This window comes from Streptomyces sp. NPDC005423 (assembly GCF_040606415.1).
In the GTDB taxonomy this organism is placed as follows: Bacteria; Actinomycetota; Actinomycetes; order Streptomycetales; family Streptomycetaceae; genus Streptomyces.
The window spans coordinates 24624-46812 of record NZ_JBEXET010000008.1 but is presented as its reverse complement, the minus strand read 5'-3'; the positions used below and the strand labels follow the sequence as shown (position 1 = coordinate 46812).

The following is a 22189-nucleotide window of genomic DNA, read 5'->3' as shown; positions in this document are numbered from 1 at the left end:
CACGAACCGGCCTTCGCTGTAAGGGAGTTCAGACGCCGGCGTAGGAGTGCTTGCCGGCGACGAAGATGTTGACGCCGTAGTAGTTGAACAGCCAGCAGCCGAAGGCGATCAGGGCCAGGTAGGCGGCCTTGCGGCCCTTCCAGCCGGCCGTGGCGCGGGCGTGCAGGTAGCCGGCGTAGGCGACCCAGGTGATGAACGCCCAGGTCTCCTTGGGGTCCCAGCCCCAGTAACGGCCCCACGCGGACTCCGCCCAGATCGCGCCCGCGATGATGGTGAAGGTCCACAGCGGGAAGACGGCCGCGTTCACGCGGTAGGAGAACTTGTCGAGGCTCGCCGAGGCGGGCAGCCGCTCCATCACGGAGGTGGCGAAGGCGCCGGGCCTGCCGCCGGTCGCCAGCTTGTTCTCGTAACTGTCCTTGAACAGGTAGAGCATCGTGCCGACCGCGCCCACGTAGAAGACCGCGCCGCAGATGATCGCGGTCGAGACGTGGATGTAGAGCCAGTACGAGTGGAGGGCGGGCACCAGCTGGTCGCTGGCGGTGTACAGGACCGTGACGGCGATGCCGAGGTCGAGGAGGACCGTCGTGACCAGGAAGAGCCCGAGCCAGCGCACGTTCTTCCTCAGCGCCAGCAGCGTGAGGTACACGCCGACGGCGACCGTGGAGAAGGTGATGTTGAACTCGTACATGTTGCCCCAGGGCGCTCGCCCCACCGAGGCCGCCCGGGCGATGACCCCGGACAGTTCGACGAGGAAGGCGAGCACCGTGAGGGAGACGGCGATCCGGCCGTAGAGGTCGCCCTGTTCGTCGCCGCCGTGGGCACCGGGTCCGTCCGGTACGTCCCGGGCGCCGGACGCGGACCGTACGACCACCTCCGGCCGCTCCAGGACGGTCGTACCGCCCGCCTTCTTGACGGTGACGGCGGGCGCGGCCTTCTGGGCACCGGTCAGCGCGGCGGCCGTACGGCCGATCTTGCTGCGGCTGCCGAAGGTCCACTCGGCGATGTACGCCAGGAAGGCCAGGGTGTAGACGGCCATCGAGGAGTAGATCAGCGTGTTGCTGACGTTGGCGAGGTGTTCGTTGGTGGCGGCGGCCAGATCGGTTGCGGCGGCGAGAGTCACTTCTCAGCCCCTTCGGCGGGTACGGGGAGTGCGACGGCGGAGTCGTCGGGTTCGGCGGGGTCGGGGGCCGGGTCGTCGTCGGTCTTCGTCGGGGCCCGGTCGTGTACGAGGGCGGCCAGGTCGCCGAGCTCCTCGGGAAGTTTCGCGGACTCGCTGCGGCCGAGCCCGGCCATCTCGACGACGGTGACCCCGTCGTCGCCGGTGGTGGCGCGTACCCAGACGCGGCGGCGCTGGATGAAGAGCGAACCGGCCAGGCCGAAGATCGCGGCGAGTGCGCCGCCCAGCGCCCAGGTGGTGCCGGGCTGCTGGACGACCTGGAAGCCGGCCCACTCCTTGATCTGCTTGTCGAAGGTGATCGAACCGGCGCCGTTCGGCAGCTTCATCGTGTCGCCCGGCAGCAGCTGCGCCTTGAGGATGGCGCCCTTGGAGTCCTTGAACTGCTTCAGGTTCTTGGTGTTCAGCTGGTACACGTTCTGCGGGATGCCCGAGTTGACGCCGAGGTCGCCGTGGTAGCCGGTCACGTTCAGCACCGGGTAGTCGAGCCCCGGGTACTGGGAGAACATCGTGCCGCTCGCCTTGGCGTAGGTCGGCACGAACAGGGCGGCGAAGCCCAGCTGTTCGGCGACACCCTGCGCGTTCTTGTAGCCGTCGAGGACCTTGACCGCGCCCTGCGAGGTGACGTTGGAGTCGATCGGCAGCATCGGCACGGCCTGGTGGAAGACCACGTTGCCCTTGCCGTCCCGGACGGTGACGACCGGGGCGTAGCCGTGGCTGACGAGGTAGACCTTGGAATCGCCGATCTCCAGCGGCTCGTTGACCTTGATGACGTGCTTCTCGGACTTGCCGTAGGCGCCCACGCTGTAGGTGATGTCGGCCTGGTAGGTGCGCGGGGTACCGCGGTTGGGGCCGGTGCGCTCGTACGTGCCGGTGAAGTTCTTCAGGTTGAAACTGAACGGCACCAGGTCGTCGTCGCTGAAGAGGTTGCCCGACTTGAAGTCGTCGTACTGGGTGAGGGTGTTGGAGAACCCGTCGCCCTCGATGACGAGCTTGTCGCCCTCCGACTTGAAGAGCTGGCCCCAGGCGAACGCGGTCAGCATCACGATCAGCGCGATGTGGAAGGCGAGGTTGCCCGTCTCGCGCAGATAGCCCTTCTCGGCGGCGACCGCGTCACCGGCGGTGTGCGCGCGGAAGCGGCGCTTCCTCAGCACCCGCAGCGCGGTCTCGCGGACCTCCTCGGGGGCGGCGTCGGTGCGCCAGGTCGCGTAGGCGGGCAGCCGGGTCAGCCGCTTGGGCGCGCCCGGCGGACGGCCGCGCAGCTGGCCGACGAACTGCCAGGTGCGCGGGATGATGCAGCCGATGAGGGAGACGAACAGCAGGACGTAGATCGCGCCGAACCACGCCGAGCTGTAGACGTGGAAGAGGCCGAGCTTCTCGTAGACCGGGGAGAGGGTCTTGTGCGCGGCCTCGAAGTCGGCGACCTTCAGCGCGTCGGTGCCGGACTGCGGGATGAGCGAGCCGGGCACCGCGCCCAGGGAGAGCAGGAGCAGCAGCAGCAGCGCGATCCGCATCGAGGTGAGCTGGCGCCAGAACCAGCGGGCCCAGCCGAGCACCTCGCGCGCGGTCCAGCCGATCCAGCCGGCGGGACCGGGCCTGCGGTTGCCGCCGAAGGAGCCGGGCATCGCGGTCTCGACGGGGGCCGTGGAGAGCTGGGAGCCGGCGGCGCCGAGGTCCTGGTCCTCACCGGCGGGCGGGTCGGCCGGAGTCGCGCCGGTGGGCGCGCCGGGTGCGCTGGCGGGCGTCTTGCTCATCGATCAGATCCCTACAGTGAAGCCGTCGGACCAGGTCTGCATCTCCTGCACCAGGCTGTCCCAGGCGCCGGTCAGCAGCAGTACCCCGGTCACGATCATCATGGTGCCGCCGACGCGCATGACCCAGACGTAGTGGCGCTTGACCCACCCGAACGCGCCGAGGGCCTTGCGGAAGGCGACCGCGGTCAGCACGAACGGCACACCCAGCCCGAGACAGTACGCGACGGTCAGTAGGGCGCCGCGTCCCGCACTCGCCTGGCTCATGGAGAGCGCCTGCACGGAGGCGAGGGTCGGGCCGATGCACGGGGTCCAGCCGATCCCGAAGAGCGCGCCGAGCAGCGGAGCCCCCAGGAGCCCGGTGGTCGGCCGCTTGTGGAAGCGGAACTCGCGCAGGGTGAGCCAGGGCATCAGCCCCATGAAGAACACGCCCATGAGGATCATGAGCACGCCCAGCACCTTGGAGAGGGTCTCCTTGTGCTCCTGGAGGGTCGTCCCGAAGAAGCCGAACAGGGCACCGCCGGACACGAACACGACGGTGAAGCCGAGGACGAAGAGGGAGGCGCCGGCCACCATCCGGCCCCGGCGCGTCTCACCGAGATCGGTGCCGGTGACACCCGTCACGTAGGAGAGGTAGCCGGGGACGAGGGGCAGGACGCACGGGGAGAAAAAGGAGACGAGCCCACCGAGGACGGCGATCGGCAGGGCGAGCAGCAGGGCCCCGCTGCGGACCGTGGTGTTGGGCTCGGTGACTGCGGCGGCGATCAGCACGTCAGGTCACTTCTCCGCGAGGACCGGGTCGAGCATCTCGCGCAGCTTCTCCTGGCTGAGTGCCTGGAGCGCACGCGCCGCGATCTTCCCGTCCCGGTCGATGATGATCGTGGTCGGGATGAGCTGCGGGTTGAGGGTGCCCTTCTTGAAGCGGAGCATCAGCTTGCCGGTGGGGTCGTACAGGCTGGCGTACGGGACGGCGTACTTCTTCTCGAAGGCGACGGCCGGTTCGGTGCTGGTGTCGCGCGTGTTGAGGCCGACGAACTGGACGTCCTGGCCGGCGGTCGCCTTGGCGACCTGGACCAGGTTGTCCGCCTCGGCGCGGCACGGCGAGCACCAGGAGCCCCAGACGTTGAGGACGACGACCTTGCCCCGGTAGTCGGCGGTGTCGAGCGTCCTGCCGTCGATGGTCTTGCCGGAGAGGTCGGGCGCGGCCTGGCGGTCGCCCTTCTTCACGGTGGCGATGCCGTCGGAGCCGGTGATGAAATTGGTGTTGCCGGAGCCTCCGGAGGTGCCTCCGGAGCCGCACGCTGACAGCAGCAGCGCGGCGACGGCGACACCGGCGGCCGGCAGGGCGGCGCGGCTACGGGCACGACTGGCGGCACTCATGTGAAAAGTTTCGCATGTCCGTTCCGGGGATCTTGCGCACCCCCCTCACGGTGGGAAACCCGCATTTCAGGCAGCGCTTCCGGTGGGTGTGGCGGAGCCGGACGGGGTGGCGCCCAGGAACGACTTCCACCCGCCGGCCGGCTGCTGGCCCACGTCGAGCGTCCGCAGCTTCGCGAGCACCTCGGGCTTCTGTACGTCGATCCAGTCGGTGAACTGCCGGAAGGAGACCATGCGTACGTCCGCGCCCTTCTCCTTCTCCCGGGCCATGTGCTTGAAGGCCTGCTCCACGGCGTCCATGTAGATGCCGCCGTTCCAGTGCTCGAAGTGGTTGCCGACGAAGAAGGGGGCGCGGTTGGACTCGTAGGCGCGCTGGAAGCCGGATATGTAGGCCTGGGCGGACTGGGTGCGCCAGTGCGGGTAGTTGTAGGCGGGCGCGTTGGTCGAGTTGACCGACTGGTTGGCGAGCATGTTGTAGTCCATGGAGAGGACTTCGAAGCTGTGGCCGGGGAAGGGCACCTGCTGGAGCGGGAAGTCCCAGACGCCGAGCTTCTTGCCGGGCCAGACCTGCCGGCCGCCGGGCGAGGAGGCGTCGTAGCGCCAGCCGAGCGAGCGGGCGGTGGGCAGCAGGTTGTTCTGCCCGAGGAGACAGGGCGTACGGCTGCCGACGAGCTCCTTGTCGTAGTCGAAGGGGAGCGCGGGCAGGTCGGTCCAGCCGGTGTTGGTGCGCCACTCCTTCACGAAGCTCTTGGCCTGCTCGATCTCGCTGCGCCACTGCTGGGGCGTCCAGTTGCCGACGGTGCCGTGGCCGGAGCAGAAGTGGCCGTTGAAGTGGGTGCCTATCTCGTGGCCCTCCAGCCACGCCCGGCCTATGTTCGTCAGCGTCGCCTTGACGTGCGCGTCGGTGAGGTAGCCGATGTCGGAGGCGCCGCGCGGGTTGTTCGGCGGGTTGTAGAGGCGCTTCTTCGACTCGGGCAGCAGGTACAGCCCGGAGAGGAAGAAGGTCATGCTCGCGCCGTGCTCCTTGGCGAGGTCCAGGAAGCGCGGGAAGAGCCCGGTGCCGACCTCGCCCGCGCCGTCCCAGGAGAAGATCACGAACTGCGGCGGGGTCTGGCCGGGCTCCAGCGGCTCGGGCTTGGCGGGCTGGTGCGGCTGCTTGCCGGTGAAGGACGTGGAACCGTCGCCGATCGGGCGGGCGGTGGGCGACGCGGAACCGCTCGGGCCCTTGGACCGCCCCTGCCCCGAACCACCGTGCGAGGAAGCCGACTTGCTGTGCTCAAGGCTCCCGCACCCCGCGAGTCCTACGGCGGCCGCGGCACCCGCGCCGACCCCGAGCATGCCCCGTCGAGTGAGCCTGCGCATTCCAACCCCGATCCGTCGCGTCTCTCTGTGGCCACCCTGTGAGAGGACGCGACGGATCGGAAGGTTCCCCCGAAAGATTCAAGTTCGATTCGGTTTCCGAAACAGTTGACACAGAACTGTCCCGGAAACCACAGAATCGGTCACCGGCACCGGCACCGGCAGCGAGCAGCGGCAGCGAGCAGCGGACGCTAGGCGCCGAACGCCTTGCTCCCGCCCTTGACGGGCTTGGCGCCGGCGAGGAGGTGGGCGGGGACCAGATCGCGGGCCGGCTCGCTGTAGCCGACGGACACGATCTTGTCGCCGCGGTAGGTGAACGTCGTCAGGGAGGCCAGGGTGCACTGCCGCTTGCGCGGGTCGTGCCAGAGCCGCCGCCGCTCGACGTAGGAGCGCACGGTCCAGATCGGCAGCTGGTGGCTGACGAGTACCGCCTCGTGCCCGCGCGCCGCGTCCTTGGCGGCGTCCAGCGCCCCCGTCATCCGGACCACCTGGTCGACGTAGGGCTCGCCCCAGGACGGCTTGAACGGGTTGACCAGGTGCTTCCAGTTCTCGGGCCGGCGCAGCGCGCCGTCGCCGACGCCGAAGGTCCGGCCCTGGAAGACGTTCTCGGCCTCGATGAGCCGCGCGTCGGAGCCGAGGTCGAGGCCGTGCGCCTTGGCGATCGGCGTCGCCGTCTCCTGCGCCCGCTCCAGCGGGGAGGCCGCGACATGGACGATGTCACGGGAGGAGAGGTGCTCGGCGACCCGTTCGGCCATCCGCCGGCCGAGCTCGGAGAGGTGGTAGCCGGGCAGCCGCCCGTACAACACCCCGTCGGGGTTGGCCACTTCACCGTGGCGCATGAGGTGGACGACGGTGATTTCGGCGTCGGTGTCAGTGCCGGTGCTGTCGGCGCTGTCGGTGTCGAGGGTGCTGTCGGTGCTGTCGGTGTGCTGGATGTCGCTCATGCCGCCGTGGCCTCCGCCGCCGCTCGGGCCGCCGCCGGAAGGGCGTCGGCGATCCGCTGAAGGGCCCGGTCGTCGTGGGCCGTGGAAACGAACCAGGACTCGAAGGACGACGGCGGCAGGTAGACACCGCTCGCCAGCATCGAGTGGAAGAAGGCGGTGTAGCGGAACGACTCCTGCGTTTTCGCGTCCTCGTAGTCCCGCACGCTGCGGTCCGTGAAGAAGACGGAGAACATGTTGGAGGCGTTCTGCAGCCGGTGCGCGACACCCTCCTTGGTGAGCGCCTCGGTGACCAGCGCACGGAGCCGCGCCGACACGGCGTCGATCTTCTCGTAGGCCGCGTCGTCCAGGAGCCGAAGCTGGGCGAGGCCGGCGGCGGTGGCGACGGGGTTCCCGGAGAGGGTGCCGGCCTGGTAGACGGGCCCGGCGGGGGCGAGGTGCGCCATGACGTCGGCGCGCCCGCCGAACGCGGCGGCGGGGAAGCCCCCGCCCATCACCTTTCCGAAGGTCATCAGGTCGGGCCTGACCCCGTCGATCCCGTACCAGCCGGCCCGGCTCGTCCGGAAGCCGGTCATGACCTCGTCGGAGACGAAGAGCGCGCCGTTCTTCCCGCAGGCGTCCTTGAGCCCCTGGTTGAACCCGGCCACCGGCGGCACCACGCCCATGTTGCCGGGCGAGGCCTCCGTGATGACACAGGCGATCTCGCCGGGATGGCGGTGGAAGGCCTCGTGCACGGCTTCGAGGTCGTTGTACGGCAGGACGATCGTGTCGCCGGCCTGGGCGCCGGTGACACCGGGGGTGTCGGGCAGCGCGAAGGTGGCGACACCGGAACCGGCGGCGGCGAGCAGCGAGTCGACGTGACCGTGGTAACAACCGGCGAACTTGATGACCTTGGTGCGGCGGGTGAACCCGCGGGCGAGCCGGATCGCGGACATGGTGGCCTCGGTTCCGCTGGAGACGAGCCGCACCTGCTCCAGCGGCTCGATCCGGGCGACCATCTCCTCGGCGAGCGCGACCTCGCCCTCACCGGGTGTGCCGAAGGAGGTGCCGCGCGAGACGGCGTCCTGGACCGCGGCGATCACCTCCGGGTGGGAGTGCCCGAGAATCATGGGCCCCCACGAGCAGACCAGGTCGACGTAGTCCCGCCCGTCGGCGTCGGTCAGGTAGGGGCCGGTGCCGGACACCATGAAGCGGGGGGTGCCGCCCACGGCGCGGAAAGCGCGCACCGGGGAGTTCACACCGCCCGGTGTGACGACCGTCGCACGGTCGAAGAGGGCCTGCGAGGCGGGTGCCTCGTAGGGGTACGGCAGTTCGCCCTGTGGGGGCAGTTCGCTTGGCGTTTCGCTCATGACCTGCGACTTCTCCGACTTCTCGGACTCCGTGGGCGGGGCCCTGGTCTCGCGTGCGCGCCGGGCGCCGCCGGGCGGACGGGGGCGTGACGACAGGGTCTCGGTTACCTCCTCAGAGTAGGCGGCGGTGGATCCGGGCGCGGGCCCCCACCCATCTGCGAGACTGGCACCTGATACACACAACTCATTCGGGCGCCGGTGGTCAGGGGCTGCGAAGATCCTGCGGGCAGGTGTTTGAGCCCACGTTTCGGCGGGCGGCCGTGGGGGAGGTCACTGACACGATGATCGGGTTGCGCGGCGGGGGCCTCGCGTCCCAGAAGAGCAGTCGGGTGGAGATATGCATCGCGGTGGCGGACTGGGCGAGGGGACTGACGACCTGGGTCCTCGGCGTGCCAGGCGGGGCAGGCACCGGCGCGACGCGGAGGAAGCGGCCGAGGCACGGCAGACTCAGGGCGGACCGGGTGAGTCGGAACGCGAGGAGCGACGTATCGAACGTCGGATCGATCAGCTGGGGGCAGGGAGCAGGAATGGTGGTCGGGTGGGGGTGACCTACAAATACTTCGGCGCGCCCGACGGCGCGACGGCGGCTCGGGTCCCGATCTCGATGCGCCCCGAGGAACTCGGCGGGGACGAGCTCGGGATGAACGGCATGTTCACCAAGATCAAGCCGGAGACGATGGCCGCGATGGTCCTCACCGGTATAGAGGGCGTCCCCCTGCACAAGGTGCCGCCCCTGGAACTGGTCGTCCTCCACCCGGACTACGCGGTCGTCAAACTCCCGATGACCGTCGTCGACCCCCTCCGTGGCATCGGCGAGGAAGCGGTGGGCGCGGCGGCCTTCATCTGGTCGACGGTGCCGGACCGGGGCGGTCCCCGGGACGCTTTCAACGTGTACCAACTGCTCCACGAATGGCAGGACTTCAGCCACCGCCTGCATGAGGCGGGGCATCAGCCTTATTGCCTGGTGTGGCCGTGACCTGGGGTTTCGTAGGATTCGGGCGGGGTCTTCGGGCCTCGCCTTTTTCATGTCCCCAGAGGGGCCGTCAGGCGGCCAGGGCACATTGAGGGCACATGGGTTTCGGCGGGGGCACTGATGTGCCCTGGTCGGCAGGCGGGTCGCCTTCCGCCTCGGCTTCCGTAAGGGCGTCATCGATCGCCTTGCGGGTGCGGGTCTCGCTGGACGGCAGCAGGTGCGTGTACGTCCGGAGCGTGAAGCCCGGGTCCGAGTGACCGAGGTACTCGGAGAGCGCCTTGATGCTCTCCCCCGCGTCCAGGAGTACAGAGGCGTAGGCGTGCCGGAGGGCGTGCATACCGTTTTCCGGGGCCGCCTGGAGGTAGCGCGCGCCGCGCTCACGCGGAGGGATCACGCCAGCGGCGGCCAGGGCGAGCTTCCAGGCACCCATGTTGAAGACGCTGCGGTTGTAGGCCCGGCTCTTCTCGTCCACGAAGAGGAGGCGGAAGGTCTTCGGTTCGCCGTCGGGCTTGGCCCAGGGCAGCGTGACGGCGACGGGTGGGAACCCCTTCATGTGAGCCTTGAGGGCGGCGGCAAGTTGGGCCGGCAGGGGTACTGACCGGATCTTGTTGCCCTTGGGCAGGGCGAAGACGGGCTTCGTACCGACGAGCCGCACTTGGCGGTTGACGTGGATCCAGCCGCCCTTGAAGTCGATGTCGTCGACTGCGAAGCCGAACACCTCGCCCTGGCGCAGGCCGCAGCCGAAGGCGAGATTGCCACCCGCCTGGAAGCGCTTCGGGAGTCCGGCGACGACCGCATGTACGCGTTCCAACGACCAAGGGATGATCTTCTTCTTGGTCGCCGTCGGCAGCTTGACCGACTTCGCCTTGCAGGGGTTCTTCGGCAGCAGCCCGTCCTCCACGGCCATCCCGAGGATGCTGGAGAGGATGTCGAAGATGCCCTCGATCGTCGACACTTCAAGTCCGCTGTCCTGGAGCGTACGGACCCAACCCTGGATGATCGAGGGCTGGTTGAGGGACCGCAGCTCGCGCCGGCCGAGGTGCTCCACGATGTGGTTGCGGACGGTCGCCTCATAGCGGAGCGCGGTTGTCGGGCCGACGGAGTTCGCGTCGAGCCACTTCTGCGCGTAGGCGCCGAGCGTCTGCTTCGTCTCGGCCGGGACGACGTAGGAGCCGCGACGGATCTCGACGTCGACTTCGGCGGCGCGGTTGTCCGCCTCGGCCTTCGTGTGGAAGTTCTCCTTGCGCTGACGGCCGTCCAGGTCTCGGTACCGGACCTGCCAGCGCTTGCCGATGCCGTGATCGGCGGTGGGGACGGCCCGCTTCGTGCGGCCCTTGTGCTCGCTGCACTCTGACTCGTCGGGGTTGGGGTGCGACTTGTGCCAGCGGTCGTACACGTCAGCCAAGAAGGGCCCCCTGAATGTCGTCGAGGGTCCCGCCGAAGTGGGATGCGAGGTCGCGGGCTGCCCACAACGGCAGTAGGGCTGCCGGCGCGATACCGAGAGCCACGGCGAGGGTGACGAGGTCGTCGATGTCGCAGCGGCGACGTGCACGTTCGGTGCGGCTGAGGGCGGTGTTGGTCATCGGACGGCCCAGTGCGGTGCAACGGGCGGCGAGCTGGTGCTGGGTCAGGCCGCGCGTGAGGCGGATGCACTCGATAGCGCGGGCGGAGTGGAGGCCGGCGGGGCCTATTTCGACAGGTCGGGATGCCATGACAGATATCTGTAACTTGCAGCCGGGCGTTATGGCAAGAGTTGGTTCTTAAACTCTACAGAAGTCGTTCGAGGGCAGAGTGGCGTTCGTCTCAGCAATTCACGGCCTATCACGAACCATTTCTCCGGAGCGTCGTGTTAACTTCCCTTCGCGCACGCGAAATGGGGGATTTAGGTTAGTTTCTACCTAACCGTCCAGAGAGGGAGCCGTAGCCCTCATGGCAGCTCGCTGGCACGTATGAGCTGTGGCGACGCCTGTGGGCCCACACTCGACCGGCTGTTTCGACGCGGGAATTGCGGCGGCGGAAGAAGCGATTTCGGCAACCGGGGATCCGCCCTTACCGTTTTGGAATCACCCGGTCACACCGAGAAGTGCTGGAGAGTTTCAGAACCAACTCTGGACTTTTCAGCCTGGGGTGTGGCTGTGTTGTCCAAGCCCGATGTCCAAGACCGAAAAGGAGCCCTGTGCCGAATTCCTCTTCCCGCATCACTAACGCCCCTGCCACCGCCGAGGCTGCCAGGCGCGGCCCGCTCGCCAGCCCGCAGGAAGTCGCCACCTACCTCGGCGTGCCGGTGAAGACCCTCTACCAGTGGAAGTACCGGGGTATCGGCCCCAACGTGCACAAGGTCGGCCGTCACCTGCGTTACCGCTGGTCCGAGGTGGACGCCTGGGCGAACGCCCGGTCCGCGTACGACCTCGCCGTCTGAAGCCGCCCATTCGGGACTGCGAAACGGCCCTCGGCGAGCCACCGCCGAGAGCCGCAGTGTCCCTGCCCCGTCGCCCTTGAATGATCGATCCGGTGGGCCGGACCTTGCCCGTCCGGCCCACCAGGGAGGAACGCCTGTGGACGAACCTACGTCTCCCACCGCCCCCACCGCACTCTCGACGCCCGCCCGGCCGTCCATCGCCGCCCCCGGACAGGGCCCACACCCCGGCCCCGAGCCCTCGTCAACCGAGGACGCGGAAGCGCAGCAGGCCGCAGACGGCGCGGAGCTGCTGGACGAGCTGCGGAAAGCCATCGCGCGGTACGTGATCTTGCCGAGCAGCGAGGCTCTGACGGCGGTGACCTTGTGGATTGCGGCAGCGCATATCCAGCCCGCACTGCAGCACGCGCCGCGCCTGGCGGTGGTCGGGCCGGCGAAGCGGTGCGGCAAGTCCCGCCTTCTGGATGTGATCACGGAGACGGTGCACGAGCCGCTGATCACCGTGAACACCAGCCCGGCGGTGGTCTTCCGCGCCATCGGCGACGACCCGCCCACACTGCTGGTGGACGAGGCCGACACCATCTTCGGCAGCATCAAAGCGGCTGAGAAGAACGAGGAGTTGCGCGGTCTGCTGAACGCCGGTCATCAGCGCAACCGGCCCGCGCTGCGGATCTCCGGCCCGGAGCACAAGCCGCAGGCGTTCCCCACCTTCGCCATGGCTGCGCTGGCCGGGATCGGGGACCTGCCGGACACGATCATGGATCGGGCGGTGGTGATCCGCATGCAGCGCCGCAAGGGCGGCGAGCGGGTGGAGCAGTTCCGCTCCCGCCGGGACATCCCCGCCCTGCACGAAGTGCGCGACCGGCTCGCCGCGTGGCTTCGCCCACTGCTCGACACCGCCGCCGACTTGGTGCCCCCGATGCCGGTACAGGACCGTGCGGCGGACACCTGGGAGCCGCTGGTGATCGTCGCCGAACTGGCAGGCGGTTCCTGGCCGGAGCGGGCCCGCGAAGCGTGCGTGATCATGTGTGCGGCCGAGGTGGGCCAGGACGACGAGTCGAACCTGAAGACCCGCCTGCTGCGGGACATCCGCCGCGTCTTCGCGCGCTTCGGCGATCCCGACATCATGCGCACCCGGGACCTGCTGGAGGAACTCCTCAAGGACCAGGAGGCCCCGTGGGCGGAGTACCGCAACACGGGACTGACCTCACGCCACTTGGGGATCCTCCTCAAGGACTTCGGCATCCAGGCAGCCGTTCTCCGCTTCGAGGGCGAACGCCAGGCCAGGGGCTTCGCGCACCTGCAATTCACCGATGCCTGGGCTCGCTACTGCCCCGAGGAGCTGACACCAACCCGTGGTGACGAGAGCGCTCGCCACGGGGAGGCCATCCACCCGTAAACACCCGTCACACGCGTCGCATCCCAGGTCAGCCCCGTGACGGGTCGCGCAGCTGTGACGGGTCCTCCCGTACCACGCCGTGCTCCCGTACCTGCTCTGACCAGGCATGCGACGGGTGCGACGAGTCACCGCACCTCCCAGTGGTCACCCCACGATCGTGGCCGCCGACCGTTCCCTGCCTGGAGTACCCCGCGTGCCTTCGTCCACCGCCACCACGCCCGCCGCGATACCTGGAACCGCCGCGATCCAGCTCGGCATCGTCCTGCTCGGCGCGATCGGCTTCGCGCTCTCCTACGACGCGCTGCGTCAGATGGCCGTCGCGATCCACGTGCGCGGACTGCTCACCTACGCCTTCCCCCTCGTGATCGACGGGTTCATCGCCATCGGCGTCGGCGCCCTTCTCATCCTGCGCGCCGCCCCGCTGCACTCCCGCTTGTATGTGTGGGCGCTCGTCGGGATCGCCACCGTCACCAGCATCTGGGCCAACGCCCTCCATGCCGTCCGCCTCAACCAGCAGACCCGCCAAGGCGATGGCCTCCATCTCGACGACTTCACCGTCGGCGGCCTGTCCGCCATCGCCCCGCTCGCCCTGGCCGGGGCGGTCCACCTCTACATCGTCGTCCACCGCCATGCTGCTGCTCACGGTCCAGCCAATGTGGCGCGAGATGCTGCCGACGTGGCTCCGGACACCACCGAAGTGGCTGAGGACTCACAATCCTCCACCGAACCACCGGATCACGAGCCCAACGAAATCTCTCCCGAACGGCTCGCCCTTGCGCGTATTGCGCCACTGGGGCGCAAAGGGCGTGCCTCACGCCGCCACATCGAAGTCACCTTCCGTAGCAGGGACTTGACCATCGGCAGGACTGAGGCGGACAAGCTCAAGGACCTCCTTCAGGCCGAACTCGACGAAGTCGCTTCCCAGCAGCAGAGGGACCTCGACACGACCCCCGCCAGGGCCGCCCGACCCTTGCCTTCGCGCCGATCGCCCCGCCTCCCGGGCTCACCCCCGTGTCCCCGTGCAGCCGAGCACGGGGACACGGGAGCCGCGCACAGCGAAGCGCCCGACACTCAAGCAACCCCCGGAGACCCCCATGCACGACCCGTACCGCGAAATCCTCACCCCCCAGCAGGAGATGACCACCGACCCCAACCGCGCAGCAAGGTATGCCGCTGGACCGTCCAAGGGCCGGCCCAACGGGGATGCCTCCGCCCCGGGGGTGGCGGAGGACCTCGGGCACCAGGGGGCGCACGAGGGGGAACAGCCCGTCGACACCGCCGCCGCTGTGCCGCTGCCGCGTGCTGCCGAAGCCGCCGCGCTGCACCGTGTCGCCCGACGCCGTAAGCCCGACCCGAACGGCCATCGCAAGGAGCGTGTCGACGCGCGCTACAGCGTCGCCGAGAAGAAGGACATCCTGCGCATGGCCCGGTCGCTGAACATCGCCGGCGCCCATTACGTCGGCGCCGTCGTCATGGCCCACATCCACGGTGATCTCACGCTGCCCGGCCAGCGCACTCCGCTGGACGACTACATCGACGAGCTGACCGCCTTGCGCGGCGAGGTGGCCAAGATCGGCCACAACATCAACCAGATCGCCAAGAAGCTGAACTCCGGTGGTCATCCACAGCTTGGGGATACCGCCGTTCTGGCCCAAGCCGAGCGCACCTTGACCGCGGTCGGCGCCACCGTTCGCCACATCGCGGCAGCCGCGAACCAGGCCGTCACCAAGAAGGCCGCCCGATGATCGCGAAGATCGGCAGCGGCAAATACACCGCGGGGCTGATCCGGTACCTCTTCGACACGAAGAAGGCCAAGGACCACACCGACCCCCACCTGGTCGCCTCCTGGGACGGCTTCGCCCCCGACCCCAGCCGCACCGACGACTTCGACGCCACCAAGAAGCTCCTCGTGGCCGACCTCGACCTGCACGTCAAACAGGCCCGGCGACTGGGCCGCGCCCCCGAGAAGCACGTGTGGCACTGCTCGATCCGCGCCGCCGAGAGCGACCGCCACCTCAGCGACGAGGAGTGGGCCGACATCGCCCGCCGGGTGGTCGCGGCCACCGGCATCGCGCCCGACGGCGACCCGGACGGCTGCCGGTGGGTCGCCGTGCGCCACGCCCCCGACCACATCCACATCGCCGCCACCAAGGTCCGCGCTGACCTGAGCACGGCACGGCACTGGAACGACTACAACACCGCCGACCGCGAACTGGCCGCCATCGAGAAGGAATACGGCCTCTTCCAAGTCGTACGGGGTGACCGCACCGCCGCCAAGCGCCCCACCCGCGCCGAGCAGGAGAAGGCCCACCGCGCCGGCCACGACAAGCCCGCCCGCGAACGTCTGCGCACCACCGTGCGGACCGCCGTGGCCGCCGCTTCCACCATGGAGGAGTTCGTCCACCTGCTCAGCCACATCGACGGCGTGCTCGCCGAGGTCGTGTACTTTCCCTCCGGCGATGTTCGGGGCTACAAGGTGGCCAGCGAAGACACCACCACCGCCAACCACGAGCCCGTCTGGTTCTCCGGCTACGAACTCTCCCCGGACCTGTCCTTCCCCAAAATCCAAAAGCGTCTGGCGGGCATCGACCCGCAGTCCGCTGGGCAGCCGGGTCGGCGCAGGCCCAACCCGTGGCACCAGGCCACCACCGCCACCGAGCGCATCCCCCACCACCTGGACCAGGCCGACGACGAAGTCTCCCAGGCCCACCTGGCCGCCTTCGGCGAAGCCCTCGACGCCCTCCCGCTCCTCGCTCCACAGGCCCTGCGGCCCCAACTTCGAGAGGCAGCAACCGAGTTCGAGCGTGCCACCCGCTCCCGCATCCAAGCCGAACACCATCACGCCCGAGCCCTGCGCGGCGCCGTACGCGCGATGCTCCGCGAGCCCGCCCCCAAGGACGGCGCGATCCTGGCGATGTTCCTTGACGCGGCGATCCTCGTCGTCATCGCCGCCGCCCGCTGGCACCAGCTCCGCCACCACGACCAGCAAGTCGTCGCCACCCAGCAGACCCTGCTCCACCTCCAGGCCGCCTACGACCATGCAGCAGCCGCACCGCTGGCCGCCCTCACCCAGCGCCAGCCGCCCCAGCAAGCCGTGGAGCGGCAGATCCGCCGCCTACGCCAGGTCGTGCCCGAGCACGCGGAGCAGGTCATCGCAGACCCCGCCTTCGACGCCCTCACAGTCACCCTCGCCGAGGCAGAAGCAGCCGGACACGACCCGGAGCGGCTCCTCCAACAGGCAGCCGACCAGCGGGCCTTGGACGACGCCGGCTCTGCCGCACGTGTCCTTATCTGGCGCGTCCAACGTCTCACGGCGGCGTCAGCACCCAGCACACCAACTTTGCCTCTGCTTCGACCCGGCGCACCCCGCCCACGTCGACACGGCAGCCTTCCGCGCAGCAGTCCGCTACCAGTGGCCAGCGCCGCCGCTGACCTACGACTGACGGCCCGCTCGCAGTCTCCGAGGGGCCAATGAACCATCCGCCCTGGACTGGCGGTTGTCCGCCCTAAGGCGACCAGCAATCGAGCGGATCGCGCGCCACAGAGAAGCGCTTGTGCAAAAACTCCTACATCAACTAAAGTCTGCCTGGCAGTGAAGTGCTCCAATGCGAAGTCCGACCTGAGGAGTCGTCCGCATGAGTGTGCCTCTTTCATCCTGGGCGACCGAGGTGTTCGGCAAGCAGGCGTCCGCAGTCCGCATGGGCCTCGGGCAGGCACTACGGAATATGCAGGCCAACGCCCAGGCCGCGCAGGAACAGGCCGATTCGCGCACCAACCACACCTACGGCTCGGCCCGTTGGCAGGGCCAGTTCGAGCGAGTGTGGGAGGAACTGAAGGATCTGCCCGGCTCCACTCCCGTCAAGCCGTTCGGGTTCCCCTTCGAGCTCATGGTCGTCGGAAACGGCCTGCTCTATCCGTTCCTCTACTCGAAGACCACGTCGGACGTCCGCACAGCCCGCATCCCGCGTGAGTCTCGGTTGGTGAAGGAGCTGTTCACGTTCGCGCCCGACCCGGCCGAGGTGCAGGGCGCATTCGACTTCGACGACCTCGACGAGAGCGGCCAGGTGGTGGAGCCGCGAGGTGGTCTTGCGACCGTGCCGCCTGGCACACGCCTGGTCCTGGTTCCGTTCGCTTGCAACGCCTCCGAGCTGCTGGAGGCTCACTGGGGCATGGCCGCACTGGGTGCCGAGCGACGCCTGGAGTGGGCGACGCTCCCCGAGGCACTTACGCTGCCTGACACCGTCACCTTCCACGGGCAGCATCTGAGGAGCATCCCCAAGCAGTCGATGTCGTCCGAGCGGGAGCTGACGAGCTTCGACGGTGGAGCAGAGCCGACCCTTACGCTGTCGTCGCGTGGGAACGTTGATCAGCAGCGCGACGTTCCGCCCCTGACCGAAGCAGAGCTACGCGAGGACCAGACCAGCGAAGACGATGCGAACGATTAAGCAAGACCTCATCCCGGGCTTGGAGGAGCGGGGCACAACGCCCCGCGCCATTTCCGACGGCTTCGATCCCGCCCGGCTGACGCAGGCGCGTCGGCTGGCCGAGATGACGAAGAAGGACGTCGCGACTGCCCTTGGGGTGACCCCGGCGGCCGTGGGCCAGTACGAGACCGGGGTTTCCCGTCCTCGCCCGGACCTCATCCCCCGTCTTGCCGAATCACTCGGCGTACCTGCCACTTTCTTTCTGGTCGGCCGTCCGGCAAGCCGACTCGATTCCTCCATGGCCCACTTCCGCAGCTTGCGCAGCACGCCGAAGTCCCAGAGGGAACGGGCCCTGGCCTTCGCCGAACAGGTATGGGAACTCACCTACGCCCTCGAACGACGGATTCAGCTTCCCCTCGTGAACCTGCCCGGCTTCGCCGGCGGTGAGGTCCACCCCGGAGCCGAACTGCCCACGGACCCGGTAGCGGCAGCACGCGAGTTGCGGCGGCGTTGGGGTATGGGAGAAGGACCGGTCACCCACCTCGTCCGACGTATGGAATCCCACGGCATCGTTGTCGTGATGCCCCCCGCGTCCGATCCTTCGGCAGCGACCGTGGACGCGTTCTCCACTCGGGCGGCACGGCCGCTTGTAGTCCTTACTGCCAATCGGGCCGATGACATCTACCGCCATCGCTTCACGGCCGCCCACGAACTCGGGCACCTCGTACTCCATGGCGACGCCACCGGTGACAGCCGTCAAGAGAAGGAAGCCGACGCCTTCGCCGCAGAGTTCCTCACCCCCCAGGACAGCATCCTTCCCTTCCTGCCCAAGCGGATGGACCTCGCGCGCCTGGCCGAGCTCAGGCAGGTCTGGGGCGTTTCCATCCACTCGCTCGTCTACCGATGCCGTGAACTCGGCCTGATCTCCGACGCCACGACCAGCCGCACATATCAACGCCTTCGTGCGCTGGATGGCCAGCCCGGCTTCATCCCCGAGTCGGTATCGAACTACGCCGGCGAGCAGCCCTCTCTGCTGCGCCAAGCCTTCGAACTAGCCCGCAAGGAAGCGGATCTGTCAGTGGCCACACTGGCGCATGAACTGGCCTGGACGCCCCAGCGCGTTCGTGAGCTGCTCGACGTCCAGGAACAGCGGCCGGTCCTACGCCTCGTGCAATAGCAGGGCAGCTTGTGTGCCATTACGCCTGGGCTTCAAGGAAGCGAGATTCTCGTTGGACAGCCAGTCTATTCGCCAACGCCCCGGGACCGATCTTGCTCAAGGCCCAGAGGCTGCTGGTCCTCCGGGCCCACTGCCAGAGCGCATCATCCGTATCCACAGGGGTACGGAAAGGCAACACAGGGATGCTGCGGGCATGGAACGGATCAACGTCGAGGTAGCGCAGCCCACCGGTGCCACACAGATAGTGGGTACTGCTGGTGGCTGCGGCGAGATCGGCAAGGCGCTCGGACCGGCCTTGACGGGTCGGGATCTCACTGCTGACCAGCACTTCTCCTGACCAGCCAAGAGCGGTGAGCAGGGCGATCGTCGATGCTCCCGTGAGGTCGGCCACGCGGTCTGTGGTGTCGATCATGTACAAGACCGCGTCCAGGACCTCGCGCGTGGCATCCCAGTAGCGGCTGTGGCCGTAGTACTGGCGCACGAGCAGTTCGACCGTCCGTCGCGAGCGGCGGGGATCGACGAGCCGAGCCTGGCTGATCCTCGTCGCGCGCCCGTGGGGAAGGTGCGTCGGGAGCGTGAGCCACTGCTGTCGACCAGGATCGTCCAAGGCGGCGAGACGGGCTCGATGCTGGTAGTCGCGCCGGGCGAACTGCACATCGTCGAGGACGATCCAGCGGTCGGCGGCAAAGAGCTTCGCCAATGTGGACAGCCGTGGAAACAGATTCGGTTGGTGAATCGCGCACACCCCACCCGACAGACCGACGCGGGGTAATTCAGGTGCTGATGAGGCGGCTGTCGAAGCCGGCGCCCAGGAGGCGCTCGTAAGCGTCATACACATCCCCCGGTACGTCCTGCTCGACGGCGAAACCGAGCTTCGGGTACTCGATCACCCGTTGCAGGTCACCAACGAGCATGTCGACAACGAGCTTCTCGTCGCCGATGGACTTGATGTAGTCGTTCAACTCAAGTGGCTCGGAGGCACATACCACCTCCACCTCCGGCCACAAGTTGCGGCAGGTCGCGTACGAGCGGCGCTCCATGTACGGCTTAGAGATCAGCAGAAGCGACTCCACCTCCACGCCAGCGTCGGTCAGCAGCTCGCGGGAGAAGGTGATGTTCTGGCCTGTGTTCGCCGCCTTCGGTTCCACCAGAATCGCCTCGTCCGGAACGCCCAGGGCGAGCGCATGCTCGCGGTAATGGACGGCCTCGCCGCGCGGGAAGCGGGCCCGGGTGGTGGGACTGTTGCCGCCGCTGAACACCACGATGGGGACGAGGCCGGCGCGGTGGAGGTCCGCAGCCGTAGTGGCCACGCCCAGGTCGTGGCTGCCCAGGCCGATCGCCGCCGAGCAGGGCCGCTGCTCGTGGCCCATCTGGTGGTAGTTCCAGATCAACGTCGCGTCGTGGAACTGCTCGTCGGTGATCTGGCGCTGCTGGTGCTCCGGCACGTGCACTCCCTGACTCATCCCTGCTGGCCTCTACGGATGCCCTCGATGCTGCGCAGCTGGTGGCTCAGCCCGAACTGCTGAGCCACCTGTGCCACCTGATCGAGGACGGACAGCCCATCATTCCGGGTCGCCGCATCCGACAGAAGGATGTGCCCGTACGCGGTGTCCAACCGCACCCGCTGCATCGGGGAGTCGACCATGCCGGTGGTACGCGCGACATCGATGTAATGCAGGGCCTGCTTCAGATCGCCGACGCCGCGATGGGCCAGAGCCAGCTTCTGGTGGGCGACCGACCAGTCCTCCGGCTCGCCGAGGTCCTCAAAAGCTCGGGTGGCGGCCGTCATCACGCTGGTGGCGTACTCGTTGTCGCCCTCCTTGCTCAGGGCCGTACCGACCCAGAGCTGGGCGCGGGCGCGGTCGCGAGGGCTCAGGCGCTCATCCGTGGCGAGGAGTTCGTAGTGACGGGCGGAGGCTTCGAGCCGGCCGGACATCTCCTGCACAACGGCGAGGGACAGCTCGATCTGCGCCACCCGCCGTGGGATGTCGAGTTCGGTGAACATGCCGTGGGCAGTGCGGTAGGAGTGAAGGGCGGAGAGCGGGCCGAGGATCGCGCCCTGGTCCCGCTGAAGGTCACCGAGCAGGACGAGAGAACGGCCGTACAAATAGAGGCCCTTGTTGTCTAGGCGGTGCGGGTCGTGACTCCCCAGCCAGCGGTTCAACAAGGTGGAGGCGAAGGAGAAGTTCTGGCGGCTGACGCAGACCACAGCCCGCTCGATGTCCTCGGTCCAGGTCTCGTAGTCCGCCGGCCTTGCGCTCTCTCGCTCCGGGACCAGCACCGCCTCGAACCGGGCATGAGCTGCAGCATCGGCACGATCCAGCGCGGTGTCGAGGATCGCCTGCGTATCGGGCCGCGGCTGCGTTTCGGCTCGCAGGCTCTCCCACTTGGCCACCGTACGCAGGGCGACACCCAGGTGCTCGGCGAAGGCGCGCGTGCTCATGCGCAGGGCAGCGCGCAGAGCGCTCGCCTCCCGGCCTGTCCACTGCTGCACGCTGACCACGGCTGACCTCCCCTCCGTCACGTATGTAAGCACCCTCTGTGACGACGCAGGGCAAGAAGTGCAACGGAAGTACAACAGCAGGTCATTTTGAGGCCGTTCGCACTAGCCGACGCTATGGGCATGGACGAGGAACTCATCACGGAACGCCGCCCGGTCACCGGCCCACACGTCTTCGGCTACATACGCCATGTGACCGGTGGGCAGGCCCGCCATGCGGCGTTGGTCGACTGCCTCACCGAGTACTGCCGACGGCACGAACTGACCCTGTACGGCGTCTTCACCGACCGCGAGGTGACCGTAACCGTCCGCTCCCCCGCCTTCGTCGGCCTCCTCGACGCCCTCGAACTCCCCGACACCTACGGCGCCGTGATCCCCGTCCTCAGCCATCTCGGCCCCAAGCGGACCGCCAGCGAGCGGAAGCGGCAGATAGCCGCAACCAACACCCGTCTGATCGTGGTCCGTTCCACCCTGGCGACCACTGGACCTGCGCCTTCGCTGGGCAAAAGTTCCGACCTCCAACGGCAAGGAGGCACGTGATGTTCCTACGCGAAGCGCTGCGGAGCGCCGTCATGGTCAACGATGTGCCCGGCCTGCGCCTGCTCCAAGTCGGCGACTGCTGGGACCTCGTACGGACCCCCGCGGACATCGGCTTCCTGGCCTTGGCTCACCTCCGCGCCACCGGCGCGACGATCGGCCCTGTGCTGTACGACAAGCCCAACGAACGCCTCTACTACGCGATCAGGACCGGCACCCTCGGCAGTTGGGACGACTTGCCCGTGCGGCATCTCTCCAGCAGCTCTTGGCTGGTGGCCCCTGGCCTGGAGCTGATGGACGACTGGTTCGGCGGCTGGTGCGAACTGCCCGACGACAACACCCTCACGGACGCGCACGCCCTCCGTGCCGCACTCCAGCACCCGTACGTCGCCACGGCTCTGGAGGCGGTTCGATGACCAGCCGCGCGATCATTCGCCAGAAGCAGTGGACCCTCCAGCCCGACCGGGAACCTGACGCCGAGCCCACCACGTACGCGATGCAGTGCGCGGTCTGCGGCAAGACCTCACCGCCCGGTACGGACTTCGCCGAACCGCAGAGCTGGGTACTCGCGCACGGCGGCCGCAATCCCTCGCACCATACGTACCGGGAGATCATCACCCGCCCATGGAGGGCCTGGTGGAAGCCGTGAGCGGCCGCGTCGCCGCCCAGGTCGCCCGGGCTGCCCGCTACACCGGACCACTACTGATCGTGCTCGTGTCCGCCTCGTGCGGCTTCGTGATCGGCGTGGCCGCCTCGACCGCGCGAATCACGACCTGACCTGCGCTTGGCGAAGGGATCCACCGGCCGAGCCG

At 68.4% G+C, this 22189-nt stretch carries 23 protein-coding genes and 1 pseudogene; 12 read left to right on the top strand and 12 right to left on the bottom strand.

All coding sequences use genetic code 11. The features are described from left to right. Window positions 1-28: 28 nt before the first annotated feature. From ccsB to hemL, 7 genes are all read right to left on the bottom strand, one after another. Complete coding sequence (gene ccsB / locus ABZT12_RS12190) at window positions 29-1120, bottom strand: c-type cytochrome biogenesis protein CcsB (RefSeq protein WP_356381515.1); 1092 nt, start codon at window positions 1118-1120, stop codon at window positions 29-31. Further along, window positions 1117-2928, bottom strand: coding sequence for a cytochrome c biogenesis protein ResB (locus ABZT12_RS12185; RefSeq protein WP_356381513.1), 1812 nt, complete (start codon window positions 2926-2928; stop codon window positions 1117-1119). Before ABZT12_RS12185 ends, ccsB begins: the two co-directional genes overlap by 4 nt. Window positions 2929-2931: 3 nt before the next feature. Beyond that, window positions 2932-3693, bottom strand: a complete 762-nt coding sequence (locus tag ABZT12_RS12180; protein WP_356381894.1) for a cytochrome c biogenesis protein CcdA — start codon at window positions 3691-3693, stop codon at window positions 2932-2934. Window positions 3694-3702: 9 nt separating this feature from the next. After that, entirely contained in the window at window positions 3703-4305 is a 603-nt protein-coding gene (locus ABZT12_RS12175; RefSeq protein ID WP_356381511.1) for a TlpA disulfide reductase family protein, read from the bottom strand. Window positions 4306-4371: 66 nt separating this feature from the next. Continuing rightward, window positions 4372-5664: a hypothetical protein gene (locus ABZT12_RS12170; RefSeq protein ID WP_356381508.1), complete on the bottom strand. Its 1293-nt coding sequence runs from the start codon at window positions 5662-5664 to the stop codon at window positions 4372-4374. Between the two features lie 188 nt (window positions 5665-5852). Then, the gene (locus ABZT12_RS12165) at window positions 5853-6500 is read right to left on the bottom strand and encodes a histidine phosphatase family protein (RefSeq protein ID WP_356381891.1); all 648 of its coding nucleotides are present in this window, start codon (window positions 6498-6500) and stop codon (window positions 5853-5855) included. Between the two features lie 101 nt (window positions 6501-6601). After that, the gene (hemL, locus tag ABZT12_RS12160) at window positions 6602-7951 is read right to left on the bottom strand and encodes a glutamate-1-semialdehyde 2,1-aminomutase (RefSeq protein WP_356381506.1); all 1350 of its coding nucleotides are present in this window, start codon (window positions 7949-7951) and stop codon (window positions 6602-6604) included. A 337-nt stretch (window positions 7952-8288) separates the two neighbouring features. Here hemL and ABZT12_RS12155 point away from each other — a divergent pair, with 337 nt between their 5' ends. Beyond that, on the top strand, window positions 8289-8927 hold the full coding sequence (locus ABZT12_RS12155; protein WP_356381503.1) for a hypothetical protein: 639 nt from the start codon (window positions 8289-8291) through the stop codon (window positions 8925-8927). Between the two features lie 67 nt (window positions 8928-8994). On the opposite strand, the gene ABZT12_RS12150 is transcribed toward ABZT12_RS12155, so the two are convergent. Together ABZT12_RS12150 and ABZT12_RS12145 are read right to left on the bottom strand one after the other, a co-directional pair. Further along, window positions 8995-10320, bottom strand: coding sequence for a tyrosine-type recombinase/integrase (locus ABZT12_RS12150; protein WP_356381888.1), 1326 nt, complete (start codon window positions 10318-10320; stop codon window positions 8995-8997). Window position 10321: 1 nt separating this feature from the next. Beyond that, entirely contained in the window at window positions 10322-10636 is a 315-nt protein-coding gene (locus tag ABZT12_RS12145) for a helix-turn-helix transcriptional regulator (RefSeq protein WP_356381500.1), read from the bottom strand. Window positions 10637-11100: 464 nt separating this feature from the next. On the opposite strand from ABZT12_RS12145, the gene ABZT12_RS12140 reads away from it, so the two are divergent. The 7 genes and pseudogenes from ABZT12_RS12140 to ABZT12_RS12110 all read left to right on the top strand — a co-directional run bounded on the left by ABZT12_RS12140 (window position 11101) and on the right by ABZT12_RS12110 (window position 18340). Next, a complete protein-coding gene (locus tag ABZT12_RS12140) occupies window positions 11101-11343 on the top strand; it encodes a helix-turn-helix domain-containing protein (RefSeq protein ID WP_356381497.1) in 243 nt (80 codons plus the stop codon). Between the two features lie 136 nt (window positions 11344-11479). Further along, window positions 11480-12739: a DUF3631 domain-containing protein gene (locus ABZT12_RS12135; protein WP_356381495.1), complete on the top strand. Its 1260-nt coding sequence runs from the start codon at window positions 11480-11482 to the stop codon at window positions 12737-12739. A gap of 226 nt (window positions 12740-12965) precedes the next feature. Next, window positions 12966-13688 (top strand): annotated as a pseudogene (locus ABZT12_RS12130) (DUF2637 domain-containing protein); the annotation flags it as partial. Window positions 13689-13833: 145 nt separating this feature from the next. After that, window positions 13834-14484 carry a MobC family plasmid mobilization relaxosome protein gene (locus ABZT12_RS12125; RefSeq protein ID WP_356381492.1) on the top strand — a complete coding sequence of 217 codons (651 nt, stop codon included), beginning with the start codon at window positions 13834-13836 and terminating at the stop codon, window positions 14482-14484. Next, window positions 14481-16214 (top strand): mobilization protein, encoded by a 1734-nt coding sequence (locus ABZT12_RS12120; protein WP_356381489.1) that lies wholly within the window; start codon window positions 14481-14483, stop codon window positions 16212-16214. Before ABZT12_RS12125 ends, ABZT12_RS12120 begins: the two co-directional genes overlap by 4 nt. A gap of 160 nt (window positions 16215-16374) precedes the next feature. Further along, window positions 16375-17184, top strand: coding sequence for a hypothetical protein (locus ABZT12_RS12115; RefSeq protein ID WP_356381486.1), 810 nt, complete (start codon window positions 16375-16377; stop codon window positions 17182-17184). Beyond that, complete coding sequence (locus tag ABZT12_RS12110; RefSeq protein ID WP_356381483.1) at window positions 17171-18340, top strand: XRE family transcriptional regulator; 1170 nt, start codon at window positions 17171-17173, stop codon at window positions 18338-18340. Before ABZT12_RS12115 ends, ABZT12_RS12110 begins: the two co-directional genes overlap by 14 nt. Before the next feature lie 19 nt (window positions 18341-18359). Here the strand turns inward: ABZT12_RS12110 and ABZT12_RS12105 are convergent, their stop codons facing one another. From ABZT12_RS12105 to ABZT12_RS12095, 3 genes are read right to left on the bottom strand one after another with little or no spacing between them, the layout of a single operon-like run. Continuing rightward, on the bottom strand, window positions 18360-19085 hold the full coding sequence (locus tag ABZT12_RS12105) for a WbqC family protein (protein WP_356381480.1): 726 nt from the start codon (window positions 19083-19085) through the stop codon (window positions 18360-18362). 28 nt (window positions 19086-19113) lie between these two features. Then, complete coding sequence (locus ABZT12_RS12100; RefSeq protein WP_356381477.1) at window positions 19114-19803, bottom strand: YdcF family protein; 690 nt, start codon at window positions 19801-19803, stop codon at window positions 19114-19116. Next, complete coding sequence (locus ABZT12_RS12095) at window positions 19800-20843, bottom strand: hypothetical protein (RefSeq protein WP_356381474.1); 1044 nt, start codon at window positions 20841-20843, stop codon at window positions 19800-19802. The genes ABZT12_RS12100 and ABZT12_RS12095 overlap by 4 nt, the downstream gene beginning before the upstream one ends. 120 nt (window positions 20844-20963) lie before the next feature. Here ABZT12_RS12095 and ABZT12_RS12090 point away from each other — a divergent pair, with 120 nt between their 5' ends. The 4 genes from ABZT12_RS12090 to ABZT12_RS12075 are packed head-to-tail and all read left to right on the top strand — an operon-like array spanning window position 20964 to window position 22154. Continuing rightward, complete coding sequence (locus ABZT12_RS12090) at window positions 20964-21380, top strand: hypothetical protein (protein WP_356381471.1); 417 nt, start codon at window positions 20964-20966, stop codon at window positions 21378-21380. Then, a complete protein-coding gene (locus tag ABZT12_RS12085; protein WP_356381468.1) occupies window positions 21380-21793 on the top strand; it encodes a hypothetical protein in 414 nt (137 codons plus the stop codon). Before ABZT12_RS12090 ends, ABZT12_RS12085 begins: the two co-directional genes overlap by 1 nt. Further along, window positions 21790-22026, top strand: coding sequence for a hypothetical protein (locus ABZT12_RS12080; protein ID WP_356381465.1), 237 nt, complete (start codon window positions 21790-21792; stop codon window positions 22024-22026). Before ABZT12_RS12085 ends, ABZT12_RS12080 begins: the two co-directional genes overlap by 4 nt. Next, window positions 22014-22154, top strand: a complete 141-nt coding sequence (locus tag ABZT12_RS12075; RefSeq protein ID WP_356381462.1) for a hypothetical protein — start codon at window positions 22014-22016, stop codon at window positions 22152-22154. The genes ABZT12_RS12080 and ABZT12_RS12075 overlap by 13 nt, the downstream gene beginning before the upstream one ends. The last annotated feature ends 35 nt before the right edge of the window (window positions 22155-22189 follow it).